Below are 19,366 nucleotides of genomic sequence, written 5' to 3' on the forward strand. Positions count from 1 at the left end.
ATAATTAAGTTGTGTACAATTTAATTGTGTAAAATTAATATTAATTTAACTGTTATTATATTTCATCAAGAGACTTAAACATTTAATTTTTCTGCACTACTCTATTTTTTTTTAGCCTTGATAGCAGTGGAAAGCCTTTACGAGGTGATAACCATTTTTTCTAGTTGTAGTAGAGCGACCGCAGGAAGCTCCTACCGCAACATAGAAAAAAGGTTTGAGACCGAAAAGCTTGTAACGAATAGCGAGAACAGCTTCTTGTAAAAAATAGTGCTTTTTAGATTTAAAATTTAATTGAATTTCAATCTGTTTGCGAAACAAATTGCTCAATACATATTGATTGGTGCATTTTTAAGTTTCCGAACAAAAAACTATCTTCGCACAATGCAACAAAATCTATTACTTAATCCCATTGAATTCTTAAAAGGTGTTGGACCTAATCGGGCTGAATTGCTGCGTAAAGAGTTGGGAATTCATAAGTATTTTGATTTGGTTAATTTTTTTCCCAATAGATATATAGATCGAACGCGCTATTATAAAATAAATGAACTTCAAAATAATGGTGCCGAAGTACAGATTATTGGAAAAATAATAAACATTAAAACGGTTGAATTTGGTAAAAACCAAAAACGACTTGTTGCAACCTTTGTTGATGATACGGGACAAATGGAACTCGTTTGGTTTCAAGGGCATAAATGGATTCGCGAAAGCTTAAAAGTGAATGAAGTTTGCGTGATTTTTGGAAAATGTACTTCCTTTGGGAATACCTTTAATATGGCACATCCAGAAATTGAATTAATGAGCGAGCATAAACAAAGTCTTCGTTCTGCCATGCAACCCGTGTATCCATCTACAGAAACCTTAACGAATCGAGGTGTTTCAAATAAAGTCATCAATAAAATGATGCAACAATTGTTTGTAGAAACACAAAATTTATTTACCGAAACATTGCCTGAATATTTGATTGCTGAATTAAAACTGATTTCTAAAAAAGAAGCTTTATTCAATATTCACTTCCCCAAAAGTACCGAAGCTTTAGCGAAAGCAAAATTCCGGTTAGTTTTTGAAGAATTGTTTTTTATACAATTGCAATTAATTACAAAAAACCTCATTCAAAAACACAAAATAAAAGGACATCCTTTTACCAAAGTAGGTGACTATTTTAATGATTTTTATCAGAATCATTTGCCTTTTGAACTCACCAATGCGCAAAAAAGGGTTGTCAAGGAAATAAGAAATGACATGGGCAGCAATGCTCAAATGAACCGATTGTTACAAGGAGATGTAGGATCTGGTAAAACTATTGTGGCATTTATGAGTATGCTTTTGGCACTAGATAATGGTTTTCAGGCGTGCTTAATGGCTCCCACTGAAATCTTGGCCAATCAGCATTTTATGGGTTTATCTGAATTGGCAGCAACTGTAAATATTAATATTCGAATTCTTACGGGCTCGACTAGAATTGCACAACGCCGAATAATTCATGAAGAATTAGAAAACGGAACTTTAGATATTCTTATTGGCACTCACGCTTTAATAGAAGATAAAGTAAAGTTTAAAAACTTAGGTCTTGCCGTAATTGACGAGCAACACCGTTTTGGAGTAGAACAGCGTTCTAAATTGTGGAAGAAAAACACGATTCCACCACATGTTTTAGTCATGACCGCCACTCCTATTCCCAGAACTTTAGCAATGAGTTTATATGGTGATTTAGACATTTCTGTGATAGACGAATTGCCTCCAGGAAGAAAACCCATCCAGACAGTACATCGTTTTGACAGCAATCGTTTAAAAGTTTGGAAGTTTCTTAGAGATGAAATTGCTTTAGGTCGCCAAATCTATATTGTTTATCCTTTGATTCAAGAATCGGAAAAAATGGATTATAAGGATTTAATGGATGGTTACGAAAGTATTTCAAGAGATTTTCCTTTACCACACTATTCTATTTCTATTTTGCACGGAAAAATGAAACCAGCGGACAAAGATGCTGAAATGAAACGCTTTTCTGAAGGGAAAACAAATATAATGGTTGCAACAACTGTCATTGAAGTGGGTGTAAATGTTCCCAATGCGAGTGTAATGATTATTGAAAGTGCCGAGCGTTTTGGATTATCACAACTCCACCAGCTTCGAGGTCGCGTAGGACGAGGTGCAGAACAAAGTTATTGCATACTAATGACAAGCCATAAAATGAGTGCTGATAGTAAAACCCGAATGGAAACTATGGTACGTACTAATGATGGTTTTGAAATTGCCGAAGTAGATTTAAAACTTCGTGGTCCTGGTAATTTAATGGGAACCCAACAAAGCGGTGTGCTTAACTTACAGATTGCTGATTTAGTTCGGGATCGAGATACTTTGGCTCTAGCCAGAAATTACGCCATGAAATTACTAAAAGAAGATCCAGCGATGGAAAAACCAGAACATCACTCATTACGAGCCGTTTACATCGAAATGACCAAAAAGAAAAATATTTGGAATTATATTAGTTAAAATAAAATTTTCTTTTTTTTTAAATCTTTGATTAAACCTTTAATCTATTGTAGAGTCTTGTATAATTAGCTTTAGTCTATTCTAAAATAATTATTTTTATGATAGTATTAATATTTGTATGTACAAACGTTAAATAATATTTAACATATTGATTATTTTGAATTCTAAAACCTAAATTTGTTTCCGACTAATATTTTTGATACCAAAAACTGATTTATACTTTAAAAAATGAAAATAAAACACCTCGTTTACGCCCTTTTAGCCATTGGATTAATTGGATTTATAGGATATAGAATTAATTCTAACAGTGCAAAAAAAGGAGATTCTAAAGATCCAAAAGCAAAAGGAAAATCACTAACTGTAAGCGGAATTGTTGTTAAATACCAAACTTTTGACAATAATTTATCTCTTTCTGGTTCTATTGAAGCCAATGAACAAGTAGAAATTCGTAGCGAAGTTTCGGGTATTGTAGAAGGAATTTATTTTCAAGAAGGAAGCAATGTTACCAAAGGACAAGTACTTTTTAAGGTAAATGATATTGAATTAAGAGCGCAATTGAGACAAACTTCAACTAAAGAAGGATTGGCTTCTGAAAATGAAAGAAGAGCCAAGTTATTGTTACAAAAAGAAGCTATTAGTCAAGAAGAATATGATTTAGCAAGAGCTGATTTAAAATCAGCACAAGCACAAAGTCAACTAATTCAGGCACAAATTGCAAAAACATCCGTAAGAGCTCCGTTTTCTGGGAAAATTGGTTTGCGCTCTATTTCTCCAGGAACTTATATAACTCCAGCAATCTTAGTAACAAAATTAGTGAATACAGGAAAATTAAAAATTACTTTTTCAATTCCTGAAAAATATGCTAATCAAGTCAAATCTAATACTACATTAACCTTCAAAGTGGCTGGTTCTGAAGATCGTTATACGGCTAAAGTATATGCAATCGAGCCAGAAATAGCAGTTGCTACAAGAACATTACAGGTTCGTGCCATCGCTGAAAATAAAGACGGGAAATTGTTACCAGGAACTTTTGCTGACGTAGAATTGCCGCTTGATATTATAAAAAATGCTATTGTAGTTCCTACCGAAGCTATTGTACCAGTACAAAACGGAAAGAAAATTTTTATTTCTAGTAATGGTTTAGCAAAAGAATTGATGATAGAAACTGCTACAAGAACAGAAACTTCTGTTTTGGTACTTTCTGGATTAAAAGAAGGCGATACCGTTATTACTAATGGTGTAATGGCTCTAAAGAATGACGATCCCGTTATTGTAAAAGTAAAATAATACGTTGTGAATTATAGTTATTTGGTACTTTATCAAACTTATAATTCGGCTTTACTAATTCATAACTCCTAATTTATATTATAACAAAATGAGTTTATCAACTACAAGTATAAGAAGACCCGTAATGACCATAGTGATGAACTTGGCCATTGTGTTATTCGGATTAATAGGGTACACATTCCTGGGAGTTCGAGAATTTCCATCAATTGATCCGGCACAAGTCTCTATCAGAACTAACTATGCTGGAGCAAATGCTGATATTATTGAATCACAAATTACAGAACCTTTAGAAAAAGCAATAAACTCTATTGATGGTATTCGTAATGTAACCTCTTCTAGTGCTCAGGGAAGTAGTAACATTACAATAGAATTTAACTTAGATAAAAATTTAGAAGATGCTGCAAATGATGTTCGTGACAAAGTTTCGCAAGCCGTAAGAAACCTTCCACAAGATATAGATTCTCCTCCGGTTGTATCGAAAGCAGATGCTAATGGTGATGCTATTATTTCGATGACTGTTCAAAGTGATACCAGAAGTGCATTAGAACTAAGCGATTATGCTGAAAACGTAATTTCGCAACGACTAGAAACTATTCCTGGCGTAAGTGGCGTTCAGATTTGGGGACAAAAAAGATACGCAATGCGTTTGTGGATTGATCCTATAAAATTAGCATCGTATGGTTGTACAGTTGCTGAAGTTAGAAATGCATTAAACAAACAAAATGTAGAATTACCATCAGGTAAACTTACAGGCGCTAATACTGAACTAACAGTAAAAACAGTAGGAAATCTTTCTACTGCCGAAGAATTTAATAATATTATTATACGTTCCGATGGAGAAAAAATAGTTCGATTAAGTGATATTGGAAGTGCGAGCATAGGACCGGAAAATTTAGAAACCAAAATGACACAATCTGGAACACCGCTTGTTGGTGTAGCAATTGTTCCATTGCCGGGTGCTAATTACTTAGATATTTCTAAAGAATTTTATAAAGTTTTTGAAGCCTTAAAAAAAGATTTACCAAAAGATATTAAGTTAAACATAGCAATCGACAATACCATTTTCGTTAAGAAATCGGTTATTGAAGTAGCGGAAACGCTAGGAATTTCTATTGTTTTAGTAATCTTAATTATCTTTTTATTTTTTAGGGATTGGGCAATCGCCTTTAGACCTTTAATTGATATTCCGGTATCCTTGATTGCTACTTTCTTTATTATGTGGCTTTTTGGATTTTCTATAAATGTATTGACTTTACTCGCAATTGTATTGGCAACAGGGCTTGTTGTGGATGATGGAATTGTTGTTACCGAGAATATTTTTAAGAAAGTAGAGGAAGGAATGACGCCTATTGAAGCAGCAATCAAAGGATCTAATGAAATCTTTTTTGCTGTAATTTCTATCTCTATAACTCTAGCGGCGGTATTTTTGCCAGTAATATTTTTAGAAGGATTTGTCGGTCGACTGTTTCGGGAATTTGGAGTCGTTATTGGTGCGGCAGTACTAATTTCTGCTTTTGTATCCTTGACTTTAACTCCAATGCTTAACGCCTATTTGATGAAAGGTGGTGAACAAAAAAAATCTAACTTTTATTTAAAAACAGAACCTTATTTTCAAAAATTAAATAAAGGATATGCGGATGCACTAACCAATTTCATGAAAAGAAAATGGCTTAGTTTTCCTATTTTATTCGCTTGTTTTGGGTTGATCTATTTATTCTTTAATTTATTGCAAAAAGAGACTGCACCTTATGATGATCGAAGTAGTTTTGTGATGCGAATGACTACTCCCGAAGGTTCCTCTTATGAGTATACAGATCGTTTCATGCAAGAGATTTCAAAACTAGTTGATGATTCAATTCCTGGTAAAAAAGTGAGTTTGGTTATCACATCACCTGGTTTTGGTTCTTCTTCTGTCAATAGTGGTTTTATTCGAGTTTCATTAGTAGAACCTGGAGAAAGAACAGAATCACAGAAAGAAATTGCGGAGAAATTGACAAAATGGACCAAGCGTTATCCAGAAGCTAAAACATCTATTATCGAGCAGCCTACTATTGCTGTAAATAGACGAGGTGGTTTGCCGATTCAATACATTATTCAGGCACCCAATTTTGAAAAACTGCGAGAAAAAATTCCTGTTTTTATGGATGAAGCGGCAAAAAACGAAACCTTTTCTATTACTGATGTGAATCTTAAATTTAACAAACCTGAGATTAATGTAACAATAGACCGTGAAAAAGCTGAGAGTTTAGGAATTTCAGTAATTGATATTGCTCAAACATTACAGCTTTCTTTAAGTGGACAGCGTTTTGGTTACTTTATGAGAAACGGAAAACAATATCAAGTAATTGGACAATTTGATCAAAAAGATCGTTCTAAACCTTTGGACTTAACGTCGATGTTTGTTAAAAATAATAAAGGAGAACTGATACAAATGGATAATGTTGTAAACGTAGAAGAACAAAGTAATCCACCGCAGTTGTATCACAATAATAGATATTTGTCTGCTACAGTATCTGCTGGTTTAGCTCCTGGAAAAAGTATCAGTGACGGAATTGATGCGATGAACGAAATTAAAGCTAAAGTGCTAGACGATACATTTACCACTGATTTAGGCGGTGAATCTAGAGATTTTGTCGAAAGTAGCTCGAATACCGCTTTTGCATTTGGATTGGCTTTATTATTAATTTTCTTAATTCTTTCTGCTCAATTTGAAAGTTTTATTGATCCTTTTATAATTATACTTACAGTTCCAATGGCGGTTGCTGGAGCTTTATTCTCCTTATGGTTATTCAATCAAACATGGAATATTTTTAGCCAAATTGGAACGGTAATGCTTATTGGTTTGGTAACCAAAAATGGAATTCTAATTGTAGAATTTGCCAATCAATTGCGGGAACAAGGTAAACCAAAACTAGAAGCCATTTTAGAAGCTTCAGAAGCCAGATTACGTCCTATTTTGATGACCAGTTTAGCCATTTCATTAGGTGCATTACCTATCGCTATGTCATTTGGAGCAGCTTCTACTAGTAGAATGGGAATGGGTGTGGTGATTGTTGGAGGTACTATTTTCTCTTTGGTTTTAACATTATTTGTTATTCCAGCCATGTATTTAATGTGGTCTAAAGCTAGAAAACATTATCCTGAATTTGATCGTATTGAAGAATATGAAAAAGAAGTTAAACATTAGTAATAAAACAGCCAATGCGAGTAAATTAACTTGATAGTAGTCAGAAAAATTTATTCGTTTTCTAAAAATACAATTATGATAATTACTAAAATACTGTTTCGAAGTTTGATTTTGTTACTTTTTTGTGTAATCAAAACCAATGCTCAAGAGGTATTAACTATTGAAAATGCAGTTAAAATTGCATTAGAAAATAATTATGAAATCAAGATTGAATCCAATAATTCTTTAGTCAATAAAGCAAATGCTACTTCTGGTAATGCAGGAATGTTACCTAAAGCAACCGCTACTATAGTAGATAATAATGGTATTCAAAACCTTTCGCAAACACGTTCTGACGGAACAGTTACGAAACTGAACAATGCTAAAAGTAGCAATTTAAATTATGGAGTTGGTTTAGACTGGACCATTTTTGACGGGTTTAAAATGTTCGCAAAGTTGGATCAATTAAAAGAATTGCAAAAATTAGGAGAAGCCCAACTAAAGCTTACTATAATAACAAAAATTAGTGATGTTAATAATACCTATTTTGATTTAGTACAACAGCAACAGCAATTAGCCGCTTTAGACACCACGATTGTGATATCAAACCAACGATTGAATTTGGCTCAAAACCGATTTTCAATTGGAAAAGCATCTAAATTAGAAGTATTGAACGCTCAAGTAGATTTAAACACTGACAAAGTTGCTCTTTTAAGACAAAAAGAATTATATGCTAATACCAAGATTGTACTTAATCAAATTTTAGCAAGAGATGCTAAAACAGATTTTATTGTGGTAGATTCAATAACAGTAGATTCGCAATTACTGCTTCCTGAACTTACTGAGTTGGCAGAAAAACAAAATCCGCAATTAGAATCTCAAATTATCAATAAAAGGGTTGCTGAGCTACAATTAAAACAAATTAAAGGTACCCGCTACCCTACTGTAAAACTAAATACGGGATATAATTTTTCTGATAGTCAGTCTGGTCTTGGTTTTACAACTCAATCGTCAGCCAGAGGTTTAAATTATGGTTTTAGTGCTTCACTAAATTTATTTGACGGATTTGCACAAAACAGAAATGAACAAATTGCTAAAATTCAAATTGAAAACTCAAAATTAGAATTCGATCAACAAAATCAGCAATTGTATTCGCAATTAGCAACATCGTATCAAACGTATTTAACCAACTTAGAACTGATTGATTTAGAAGAAAAAAATGAAGCTATCGCTAACCAAAACTTGAATATTACTTTAGATAAATTCAGAATTGGTACCATTACTACTCTCGAATTTAGAACAGCACAATTAAATTATGTAAATGCTAAAGTGCGCTATAGTAATGCTCAATTTCAGGCTAAATTATCTGAAATTGCATTAAAAGAATTAGCAGGAACTATAGCATTGTAACTATAGTTTTGTCACCTTATAAAATCTATATTTTTAGTACACTATTTCTATCCAAGCAAATATATCCTGAAAATCGTAATTCAATAAAAGGTCAACTAGTGATGCTTATTGACGAACTAATCTCGTCAATACATACTCCTAAGTGGATATCTTTGTTGAATTACGATTTTTTGAATTATTGCAATTGAAAAGAAATAGAAACAATTACAGGAATTATTTCTGCTTTTAAAACTCTTACATCAGCAATGTTTTCCCATTATTAGATAATTGTTTAATTAATTTTTATCTCATGCCCTTCTGTTAACAAACTGACTTTTCCATAAATAACAAATATTGAATTTTATATCTCATTAATATCTTTTTTGAAAACTCGATTTTGTTTCAATTCTATTATAGCATCTATAGCTATTGTTTGAAAAGAGTTAGAAAAAACAAAAAATTTTGTTTCTTTCTACAGTCTGCAATCCTTATATTTGCAATCTCATTAAAATTGACAGATGAAAATATCGTACAACTGGTTAAAACAATTTATTAAAGTAGATTCTAATTCTGAAGAAACAGCAGCTTTACTAACAGATTTAGGTCTTGAAGTAGAGATTGTTGAAAAATACCAATCGGTTAAAGGGGGATTAGAAGGGATTGTTATAGGACATGTTCTTACTTGTATTCAACATCCAGATGCAGACCGTTTAAAAATAACCACAGTAGATTTAGGTACTGGAACACCAGTACAAATTGTATGCGGTGCCAGCAATGTTGCAGCTGGACAAAAAGTACCCGTTGCTACTATCGGGACGGTTTTATATGATAAAGAAGGTGTTGCTTTTACCATAAAAAAAGGAAAAATTCGTGGTCAGGAAAGTCACGGAATGATTTGCGCAGAAGATGAATTAGGATTAGGTGAAAGTCATGATGGAATAATGGTTCTTGATGATGAATTAATTCCAGGAACTCCAGCAGCAACTGTTTTTAAAATTGAAAATGATGAAGTTTTTGAAATTGGTTTAACACCCAATCGCGCAGATGCCATGAGTCATTTAGGAACTGCACGTGATTTAAGAGCTGGTATGTTGCAAAAAGGAATCAATGTAGAATTGATTACGCCATCTGTAAGTAATTTTAGAGTTGATAAAAGAACTTTAAAAATTGATATTGATGTAAAAGATCCAAAACTTGCTCCAAGATATTGTGGAGTAACAATTTCTGGTATCGAGGTGAAACCCTCACCTGCTTGGTTGCAAAATAGGTTAAAAGCAATCGGTTTGAATCCAAAAAATAATATTGTTGATGTTACCAACTATGTTCTACACGAATTAGGCCAACCATTACATGCTTTTGATGCTTCAAAAATTAATGGAAAAATTATAGTACAAACTCTTCCCACAGGAACTAAGTTTATTACTTTAGATGATATCGAAAGAACTTTACACGAAGAAGATTTAATGATTTGTGATGAGAAAGGTCCTTTATGTATTGCAGGTGTTTTTGGTGGAAAAAAATCTGGAGTTTCGGAGACAACTACTTCTATTTTCTTAGAAAGTGCTTACTTTAATCCAGTAAGTGTTAGAAAATCAGCTAAAAGACACCAATTGAATACTGATTCTTCTTTTAGATTTGAGAGAGGTATTGATCCAACTATAACTGAATATGCATTAAAAAGAGCCGCTTTATTAATACAAGAGGTTGCTGGTGGAGAAATAACATCAGATGTAATTAATGTTTATCCAAAGAAAATTGAAGATTTTACAGTTTTTTTAAACTTTAGTAAAGTAGCGAAAATTATTGGTGAAGTTTTACCAAACGATACTATAAAAAAAATATTAGTTTCTCTAGATATTAAAGTTAATAGTGTTTCTGATGCAGGATTAGGATTAACAATTCCTTCCTATCGAGTTGATGTTCAAAGAGAGATTGATGTAATAGAAGAAATTTTAAGAGTTTATGGCTACAACAACATCAATTTTTCTGAAAAAGTTAATGCCACTGTAGCGAATTCTCCAAGAAATGAAGATTATAAAATTCAAAATATAATAGCTACTCAATTAAATTCACAAGGTTTTAATGAAATGATGGCTAATTCATTAACAACGGCCTCTTATGTTGAACTTTCAGAGGAACTCAAAGCTTCTCATAATGTGACCATGCTAAATCCTTTAAGTGCCGATTTAGCTACAATGAGACAATCATTATTATTTTCTGGTCTTGAAGCAGTATCTTATAATATTAATCGCAAAAATGCTGATTTAAAATTATTTGAATTCGGAAAAACCTATCATAACTACCTTGCAGGTTACGAAGAAAAAAAGCATTTAAGTTTATTTCAAACTGGAAATAGAAATCAAGAAAATTGGACTCAGACAAATAAACCATCTGATTTCTTTTTATTCAAAGGGTATGTGAGCTTAATTCTCTCTAGATTAGGATTGACTAAATCTCAAAATGTTCCTGCAACTTCAGACGTTTTTTCTGAAGGAATTGCAATTGCTTATGGTAACGATACAATTGTTGAATTAGGAGTGGTAAAAAAATCAATACTAAAACATTTTGGAATCAAACAAGAAGTTTTTTATGCAGATTTTAACTGGGCGTTAATTTTAAAATTAATTTCTACAAAAATAAAGTATACTGAAATTCCGAAATATCCTGAAGTACGTCGTGATTTAGCGTTACTAATTGATCAAAGTATAAATTATCAAACTATTTATTCATTAGCAAAACAAACTGAAAAAGTTTTATTGAAAGACATAAATTTATTTGACGTTTATGAAGGAGAAAATCTACCAGAAGGTAAAAAGTCATACGCACTAAGATTTACGATACAAGATAATGCGAAGACTTTGACAGATGTACAAATTGATAAAATCATGAGCAAATTACAAACCGCTTTTGAAACTGAACTTGGTGCAAGCTTAAGATAATTTTTTTTTTTTGAAATCCCATTTGTTTCGATAAATGGGATTTTTTTATATAAAAAAGGTTCTGCAAAATGCAGAACCTTTTTCCTAAACAAAAAACAAACCTATTATCAAAAATTAACTTTTTGGCAAAACAACATCATCAACTACGTGAATTACACCATTTGATTGATCTACATCTGCAATTGTTACTTTAGCACTTTTTCCATTTTCATCTGTTATGTACAAGTTTTTCCCTTTCATCCAAGCAGTTAATGTACCACCACTTACTGTTTTAAGAGTAGCTTTTCCATTACCCATTTTAATAGCTTTAGCTATATCAGAAGAATTCATTTTTCCTGCAACAACATGATAGGTTAAAATTGTTTGTAGCATTTTAAGATTCTCTGGCTTCAATAATGTCTCCACAGTACCTTTTGGTAATTTATTAAACGCTGCATTTGTTGGGGCAAAAACGGTGAATGGTCCTTTACTTTGTAATGTTTCAACTAATCCTGCTGCTTTAACTGCTGCAACAAGTGTAGTGTGATCTTTTGAGTTTACTGCATTTTCAACAATATTTTTAGTTGGATACATAGCTGCTCCACCGACCATAACTGTTTTTTGAGCGAATGAGGTAGCTCCAAATACTAATGCGATAAATGCAATTGATAAAATTTTTCTAGTTTTCATAAAATCTATTTTTTTAAGTTATATAAAGTCATTTACGCAGATCAATTCGTTTTGGTTTTAAAAAAGAGAATTTTATTTTAATTTTGTTTTTGTAAAAAACATATTAAACTTATAATCAGCACTTTAACTTAAAATAAAAAAAAAGCAATAAAGTTTAAAACTCTATTGCTTTCTATCTCAAAATTTTAGTTGGTATTTAAAAAACTATAAATCCTTAATTACAAACTCACTTCTTCTATTCAATTCATGTTGTTCTTCGTCACATGAATTTTCTGGAATGCACTTAATTATAGGAACAGATTCTCCATAACCTTTAGATATTAGTCTATTTTTTTTAATTCCTTGCTCTAATATATAATTTTTAGTAGCATCGGCTCTTTTTTGAGAGAGATCTGCATTAAATTTTGCATTTCCTCTATTATCTGTATGAGAACCAATTTCTACAACCATATCTGGATATTTATTCATCAACTCTACAATGCGATTCAAAATTCTTTTTGATTCTTTACGAATGTACCACATATTGTAATCAAAATAAATAGGATCCGTTTTAATAATCAATCTATTTTTATCTTTAATAACATCATTTTCTGCCGCCATAATAGAAGCTGTCTTTTCTTTTTTCTTAGAAATTTCAAGCTCTGATGCTTTCTTATCTGCAATTATTTTTTCGGTTTTTAGTTGTTGTGCAGCCAAAACATCTGCCATTTTTTTAGATTTAAGTGCAATAGCATCCTCTTTTTTCTTTTGAGTTAAAGCAATACTTTCTTCTTTTTTTCTTTGTTGAATTTCAATAGCATCAGATTTCCTTTTTTGTTCAATAGCAATTAATTCAGCTTCTTTTAATTGTTGTGCTACTAATAAATCTTTAGCTTTTTGCTGTTCATCCGCTAATTCTTGCTCTTTTTTAATAATTTCTAAAGATCTAATTCGCATAGAACCATCATTCATTTGATCTCTTTCGGAATTGATTTGTAATTTTTTACTATTGTCAGTATAATTTTCTTTGCTAACAAATAAAGAATACTTTACATCACAGGGAACTTTAAAACTAAATTTACCATCTAATGAAGTAACCATTTTATCAATCTCTTGATTTAAATCATTTTTCAAAATAAGGACAGCATTCTCTAAAACTAAATTTGAATCAACATCTGTTATTGTACCAGCAATATATTGTTTACAATTTTCAATTATTAAATCTTTAATTTCTTTCAACGAATAAATATCATCTTTACCCTTGCCTCCTATTCTATCAGATGAGAAATAACCTAGTTTAGAATCAGAGTCTATATAAAATGCAAAATCATCAAAACCTGAATTTACAGGTAATCCGACGTTTTCTGGTTTAGAATAAGAACCACTTTCTAATTTCGAAACAAAAATATCCAATGCACCAAAACCCTCATGTCCATTTGATGAGAAATATAATTTGTTGTCTTTGGAAATAAAAGGAAATTGTTCTCTTTTTGAAGTGTTTATTTGATCTCCCAAATTGATTGGTTTTCCATAATTTGATCCATTTATAGAAACGCTAAAAATATCAAATGATCCCAAAGTTCCCGGCATATCTGAAGCGAAATATAATGTTTTTTCATCTGTGCTTAACGCAGGATGTTCTACTGAATAATTAGCGTTATTAAATGGCAATGAAACGATATTTGTCCATTTATTATTAACTAATTCAGCTTTAAAAATTTGAATTGTTGAAATTTTATCTTCATTTTTAGCTCTTCTGCCATTGTTTGAATTGTTTCTGGTAAAATACATTGTTTTACCATCTTTTGTAAAAACAGCATTTGACTCATGCATTCCAGATTTCAAATCATTCGAAAAATTTGTAACAATTGAATCTGTAACGACACTATTTTTTAAAGGAATACTAACTAAATTTAAATAAGATTCATTGTTCCACTTGTAAGTTTTATTAAATAAATTTGGATTCTTTTTTACAGCAGCAAATACTAAATGATCTCCATAAGTAACAGCACCAAATTCTGAATTAATTGTATTAAAGGGCATATTCTTAATTTCAAACCGATCGCCAATTGCTAAAACATTTTTTAATGTTATGATTTCTTTATCTAATTTCTCTATCGCTTTTGTATTGTTAGATTCTAAATAGAAATTTCTTAGGACAGTGTTTGCTTCTGTGTATTTTCCTTTTGCTTTTAAGGTTTGCGCATATCGGAAATAAAAATCTTCGTCTAAATCTTTTTTGTTACTTAAAAGAGAATATTGTGTGAATGCTTTATCGTATTGATTTGTATAATAATAACAGTCTCCTAAATTTTTGATTAGTGTAGCATTATTATTTTTTAAACTCAATTTTTCATAAATAGGAATTGCATCGCTATAATATGTTTTTTCGAACAAACGATTTGCCCTTTGTAAATCCTGTTGTTGCGCCTGCATAAATTGCATTGAAAATAGGATTAGAAGTATATATATTGTTTTCATATGAAGAGACTTGTTTGTTAAGAAAGTTACTGGTGTTTTATTATTGGTTTAATAAACACATAAGTATATAATTTTAAAAAAATCTTGGTGATTTGTCGTAGCCTTTTCCTAGAAAATCTAAATTATACAATAGTACAATTTCATGAGAACCAGAATTAAATTGACTTAAATTAGAAATCGTGTAATCATAAGAATAACCAATTCTTAGATTACGAGTTACATTAACATTCATTAACACACTTACAGCGTCATTAAATCGGTATGCTGCACCAAGCTCAAACTTCTCATTATACAATATGTTTGCTGTCAAATCAATTGATAATGGCGCACCTTTTACAAATATTGCCATGAATGCTGGTTTAAATTTAAAGTCTTGATTAATATCAAAAACATAACCTCCAGTAAAATAAGTATGAATTTCTTCTGGACCGAAAGAATTAATAGCTTTAGTTGATTTTATGTCTTTTGAGGAAAGTAAATTAGGTGCTGATATTCCTAGATAATAATTATCAGTAAAATAAAAAGCTCCAGCACCGATATTTGGTACTGTTTCATTAACATTATTCATAAATGCAATGTCAGTAGATACATCACCACTATTTAAAACAAAACCATTAAAATTGGTGCTTATCGTTCTGAATCCTGCTTTCAAACCAAATGAAAGTTTTTCCTTTTTACTTAGTCGAATTGAATAAGCAAAATCAGCAAAAAAATTGGTTTCTTTCTTAGCGCCATCACCTATATCATCTGAAATTAATGAAAAGCCACCTTCTATCTTATCATTTAGAGGAGTGTGAGCAAATAAACTAAAAGTTTTCGGTGCTCCCTTTATGCCTGACCATTGGTATCTGTACATACTTCCTAAATTAAGAATTAGAGGAGTAGCCGTCGAATAGGCAGGATTTATCACACTCATATTATTCATATATTGTGTAAAATGAGGATCCTGTTGTGCGTTTGCCTTAAAAATAGTAAGGAAAAAAAATACAAAAAATATTGTTTTCTTCATTAGAATAGATTTTAAAAATAAAGGATTATCGATTTAAATAAAGTTGACCTTGTCTTGGAGATAAGTTGTCTTTATTATAATTAATAATATAAAAATAGACTCCTGTTGGTGCATCGCCATTTATAAAACTTGAATTAGAGTTTTTTCCATCCCATGCAGGTTTACTACTATTCCCTTTGAATAGCACATTACCATATCTATTATAAATTTCTAAGGAGAAATTAGGAAATAAATATTCGATATCTCTAATTTCAAAAGTATCATTAATACCATCTCCATTTGGAGAAAATCCATCAGGAATAATTAATCCATCAGGAGTTATATTACATGAGCTTAGAGAAACAATTACTTCTAAAGGAAGTGAAACGCATTTTGTAGTATTGTTATAATCTACACCATAATAAGTTACTCCTTCTACAAGCAAATCAGTGTTGCTTAAAGCATTAACTTTATTGGAAGAATTATACCAAGTTAATGTTCCAGTGAAATTGGTATTGTCGGTCAAATTTTGAATCGTAGGTTTGTCAGCTCCACAAAACAACTGACCATTTGAATTTAAAATTGGTATAGGGACGCTATTTATTAGTACATTAATTGAGGTAGCGTTTGATTGACAACCTGTAATTCCATTTACTTCTCTTAAAAAATAAGTACCCGTTACTAAAGGAGTTGTTGGTAATAATGATTGGGTACTAGTGGCAGAATTATACCATTTATACTGTAATCCATTAGGTACCAAATTAGCAACAGTATTTAAGTTTTCCTTACAAAACGCTTGATCTAAAGCTGTTGGAGTAGCAGGAATAGGCAGTACATTAAAGTTTTGACTCAAAGAAATTGTTGTTTTAGAACAATTTGTTACTCCATTTGTAATATCATTTAGAGTGAAAGTATAGGCACCCGTAGTGCTTAGTTCAGATCCTAATATCGCAAAAGTAGTATTTCCCCCCACTACATTTAACGATTGCGTTTGAAAATTAGTAGATTTAGAAGGAGACAAAAGTGTATAATCAAACAAAACTTTTGTCAAAAGCCCTAATCCAGAAACTTCTACAATCATAGGTTGATTTGGACAAACATCTTTTACTACAAATCTCAGTGAAGAGATATCTGGAGTATCATTAACAGTAAAATTGGTTATTTTATTCATTAAAAGTGTACAACCACTTATGCTATTAGTGATTGCAGAAATAGTAAAATTACTTACACCAGCAGTAGTAAGATTGGTTGGTGAAATAGTAAAATTTACCTTTCCGTTTACAACATCCAAAGAAATCGTTTGAAGATTAACAGTATTTTTACCTGTAATAGTATAACTAAGATCAATTTTATTTAATGATTGCAAACCTTCTAATTCTATAGTAGCACCTTGTCCAAGACATACATCTTTAATAATTACAACCAAATTTAATGCATCTGGTAAAGGTTTTACATCAAAAAATTGACTTAATATGGGTGCAGTAAAACAGTTAGTAACAGCATTAGTAATTCTATTAATTACCAATGTTGTAGAGCCAGAATTAGGAATAAGAGTAGAAGGAATTTTAAAGAAACCTACTCCATTTGTAATGCGAAGCAAATCTGAAATTCCACTAGCCGTGTTTGTACCATTCAAACTGTAAAGAATGTTGTAATCACCATCTGCTAAGTTTGAAGGACCTTCAAAGTTTACAATTACATCTGAAGAAGGACAAACAGCGTCAATTCTTAATACTGAATTGTTAATTTCTGGTGATATATAAACTTGTACGTTTGCTGGTTTTAAAACTGATTCACAACTAGTAGTTAGATTTTTTTCTTTTACAAAATAAGTTCCTGTATTTAATAAGGTTGTATTAGGTAAAGGTGTAGTGCTTGTATTAGAATCAAACCACTGATATTGGTTACCTTGAGGTATTAATTGAGCAACAGTTGCATTTTCAGATTCACAAAATTTCAAATCAGTAGTTGTAGGATCTGGAAGAGCATAAACAGTAAAGATTTTTGTTTTATTTAAACTAATCATACAACCAGTAATTGCATTAGTTACACTTAGAATAGTAAAAGTAGTATCACCTGATAAAGAAATTTTACTAGAAGGAATTGAAAATGTACCTTTTCCTAAAGCTACAGGAAAAGTTACCAGCGTAGTTCCGGCAATATTGCTTCCTGACAAATCATAACTAACGGTAACAGAAGTTAAATTTCCTAAACCAGTTACATTTACTTCTGTTTCTTGATTTATACAAACATTTTCAACTGTAATATTTAAACTAGGTAGTTCTAAACGAGGATTTATAATAAGATCACCATTAAGAGTAGCTGTATTAATACAACCAGTAGTTGAGTTTATTATTTTAGAAATTGTAATTTTTGTTGTCCCAGTTTTACCTATAAATGCAGCAGGAATAACAAAGGAAGAAATTCCTCCAACAACATCTATGGTTGCAGGTACTCCGTTTAAAATATTACTTCCACTTAGGTTATAAACAATATCATACAATCCATCAGAAAGATTTGATGTTCCAGAGAATTGAACTATAGCTTCATTATCTTGGCAAATTGGAGCAAGTGTTAATGTTGCGTTATCAATTTTTGGAATCGGAGTGATCTTAATAATTGCTGAAAAATTAGGAATAATATTGTTACAAATACCTAGAGTATTTGCACTAACAATATTAGTAACAGTTATGGTATAATCTCCAACTGATGAAAAATTATTAGGAGCAATTGGAAAAATTAAAACATTATTTACAAAATCTTGTGTCGTTGTCATTGAATTTGCTGCTCCTGATACCGTATAGGTTATTGTATAACGACCATCTGGGATATTGACAACATCACTAATACGTGCCTGAACTAATGTTCTACCTATATCACTTTCGCAAATTGAAGAGTTGACGGTTAAAACAGCTCCTGTATAATCTAATAATCGCTCAATTGTAATATCGACATTTGAAGTTTGATTTTGACATACATTATTATCTGTGAAGGCGGTATAAGTAAATCGATAGGTTCCTGGTCCTCTAGTATTGTAAATATTTTGTACATCAATAAAAGAATCATTCGGATCAGTATTATCAATTTCATTCGTTGTATTTTCTGTCCACATTCCTCCAGCATCTTCTCCTTGTAATCTATCGTTTAAATTTAAATTAGTGTAGGCACTTAATTGATTAGAACATACCAATAAATCATTAGGAATACCAGATTGCGGAGATCTAAAAACGGTAATATATACTTTTACATCTGGTGGAGCTGGACATGAACCAATGGCACTTATAGAATAGGTATATTCGTAAGTTACTCCATCACTCAAGTTTATTGCATTCAATAAATTACCGCTCAATCCAGTATTAGTAGTATTTCCAAACCAAGTACCGCCTCTTTGAGGTTCTAAAAAATTTCCATTAAAAGCTTCAAATAAATTATAGGCAGATTTAGTTGTACAAATAGAAACGTTAGGTCCTGCTACTCCTGTATATCCACCAATTGTTACGGTTACAACAGCAGTATTATCAGCACAACCTGGTACACCACTCACTGTATAGGTGTAATTATAAATACCGCTTTTCTTTATTAGTTGTGCGTTTAAGATTCCGGTGTTCTTATCCAGACCTCCTGATTTATTAGTATCAGTCCAGATACCACCAGTAAGAGGACTACCTCCCAAACCAGCAAAAAGATTAATTGTTTTACTACTGGGATTGGCTATATCACAAACATCACTTAGTACTCCATCATCACCAGCACATTGTGCAGTTGTATTTATGGAAAACAGTAATAGAAACAAAAGTGTTAAAAAGCCATTAAATTTTGAAGAGAAAAGTAATTTTCGAGTCATAATTTGTTATTATTTACTCAAAAATATACTTTTTTTATTTAATTATACGTTTAATATTACTTTTATATTAATTTTTTGTTAAAATAAAAAAAATTAAATAAACAAAAAAAGCCTCACATTGCTGTGAGGCTTTC

The 19,366-nt window shown here is 31.3% G+C and carries 9 protein-coding genes; 5 read left to right on the plus strand and 4 right to left on the minus strand.

Annotated features, from left to right (window positions below):
* The first annotated feature begins 381 nt into the window (after nucleotides 1-381).
* The 5 genes from recG (at nucleotide 382) to pheT (ending at nucleotide 11,271) form a co-directional block, all read left to right on the plus strand.
* Nucleotides 382-2,490: an ATP-dependent DNA helicase RecG gene (recG, locus tag H2650_RS11995; RefSeq protein ID WP_188051052.1), complete on the plus strand. Its 2,109-nt coding sequence runs from the start codon at nucleotides 382-384 to the stop codon at nucleotides 2,488-2,490.
* A 228-nt stretch (nucleotides 2,491-2,718) separates the two neighbouring features.
* Nucleotides 2,719-3,777 (plus strand): efflux RND transporter periplasmic adaptor subunit, encoded by a 1,059-nt coding sequence (locus H2650_RS12000; RefSeq protein ID WP_188051053.1) that lies wholly within the window; start codon nucleotides 2,719-2,721, stop codon nucleotides 3,775-3,777.
* An 88-nt stretch (nucleotides 3,778-3,865) separates the two neighbouring features.
* Nucleotides 3,866-6,964 carry an efflux RND transporter permease subunit gene (locus H2650_RS12005; RefSeq protein WP_188051054.1) on the plus strand — a complete coding sequence of 1,033 codons (3,099 nt, stop codon included), beginning with the start codon at nucleotides 3,866-3,868 and terminating at the stop codon, nucleotides 6,962-6,964.
* Between the two features lie 75 nt (nucleotides 6,965-7,039).
* Nucleotides 7,040-8,353 (plus strand): TolC family protein, encoded by a 1,314-nt coding sequence (locus tag H2650_RS12010; RefSeq protein ID WP_223151104.1) that lies wholly within the window; start codon nucleotides 7,040-7,042, stop codon nucleotides 8,351-8,353.
* A 497-nt stretch (nucleotides 8,354-8,850) separates the two neighbouring features.
* Nucleotides 8,851-11,271, plus strand: coding sequence for a phenylalanine--tRNA ligase subunit beta (gene pheT / locus H2650_RS12015; RefSeq protein ID WP_188051055.1), 2,421 nt, complete (start codon nucleotides 8,851-8,853; stop codon nucleotides 11,269-11,271).
* A 114-nt stretch (nucleotides 11,272-11,385) separates the two neighbouring features.
* On the opposite strand, the gene H2650_RS12020 is transcribed toward pheT, so the two are convergent.
* The 4 genes from H2650_RS12020 to H2650_RS12035 form a co-directional block, all read right to left on the minus strand.
* Complete coding sequence (locus tag H2650_RS12020; protein WP_188051056.1) at nucleotides 11,386-11,940, minus strand: fasciclin domain-containing protein; 555 nt, start codon at nucleotides 11,938-11,940, stop codon at nucleotides 11,386-11,388.
* A gap of 204 nt (nucleotides 11,941-12,144) precedes the next feature.
* Nucleotides 12,145-14,400, minus strand: coding sequence for an OmpA family protein (locus tag H2650_RS12025; RefSeq protein ID WP_188051057.1), 2,256 nt, complete (start codon nucleotides 14,398-14,400; stop codon nucleotides 12,145-12,147).
* Nucleotides 14,401-14,473: 73 nt separating this feature from the next.
* Nucleotides 14,474-15,409: a type IX secretion system membrane protein PorP/SprF gene (locus H2650_RS12030; RefSeq protein ID WP_188051058.1), complete on the minus strand. Its 936-nt coding sequence runs from the start codon at nucleotides 15,407-15,409 to the stop codon at nucleotides 14,474-14,476.
* Nucleotides 15,410-15,434: 25 nt separating this feature from the next.
* Nucleotides 15,435-19,232 (minus strand): gliding motility-associated C-terminal domain-containing protein, encoded by a 3,798-nt coding sequence (locus H2650_RS12035; RefSeq protein ID WP_188051059.1) that lies wholly within the window; start codon nucleotides 19,230-19,232, stop codon nucleotides 15,435-15,437.
* Nucleotides 19,233-19,366 lie beyond the last annotated feature (134 nt).

Source organism: Flavobacterium sp. GP15 (assembly GCF_014281985.1).
Taxonomy (GTDB): domain Bacteria; phylum Bacteroidota; class Bacteroidia; order Flavobacteriales; family Flavobacteriaceae; genus Flavobacterium; species Flavobacterium pygoscelis.

Bases quoted from the DNA above. Each gene is read 5' to 3' on its own strand.
- pheT (WP_188051055.1), top strand. From the start codon at position 8,851: ATGAAAATATCGTACAACTGGTTAAAACAATTTATTAAAGTAGATTCT.
- recG (WP_188051052.1), top strand. From the start codon at position 382: ATGCAACAAAATCTATTACTTAATCCCATTGAATTCTTAAAAGGTGTT.
- H2650_RS12025 (WP_188051057.1), bottom strand. From the start codon at position 14,400: ATGAAAACAATATATATACTTCTAATCCTATTTTCAATGCAATTTATG.
- H2650_RS12020 (WP_188051056.1), bottom strand. From the start codon at position 11,940: ATGAAAACTAGAAAAATTTTATCAATTGCATTTATCGCATTAGTATTT.
- H2650_RS12010 (WP_223151104.1), top strand. From the start codon at position 7,040: ATGATAATTACTAAAATACTGTTTCGAAGTTTGATTTTGTTACTTTTT.
- H2650_RS12035 (WP_188051059.1), bottom strand. From the start codon at position 19,232: ATGACTCGAAAATTACTTTTCTCTTCAAAATTTAATGGCTTTTTAACA.
- H2650_RS12005 (WP_188051054.1), top strand. From the start codon at position 3,866: ATGAGTTTATCAACTACAAGTATAAGAAGACCCGTAATGACCATAGTG.
- H2650_RS12000 (WP_188051053.1), top strand. From the start codon at position 2,719: ATGAAAATAAAACACCTCGTTTACGCCCTTTTAGCCATTGGATTAATT.
- H2650_RS12030 (WP_188051058.1), bottom strand. From the start codon at position 15,409: ATGAAGAAAACAATATTTTTTGTATTTTTTTTCCTTACTATTTTTAAG.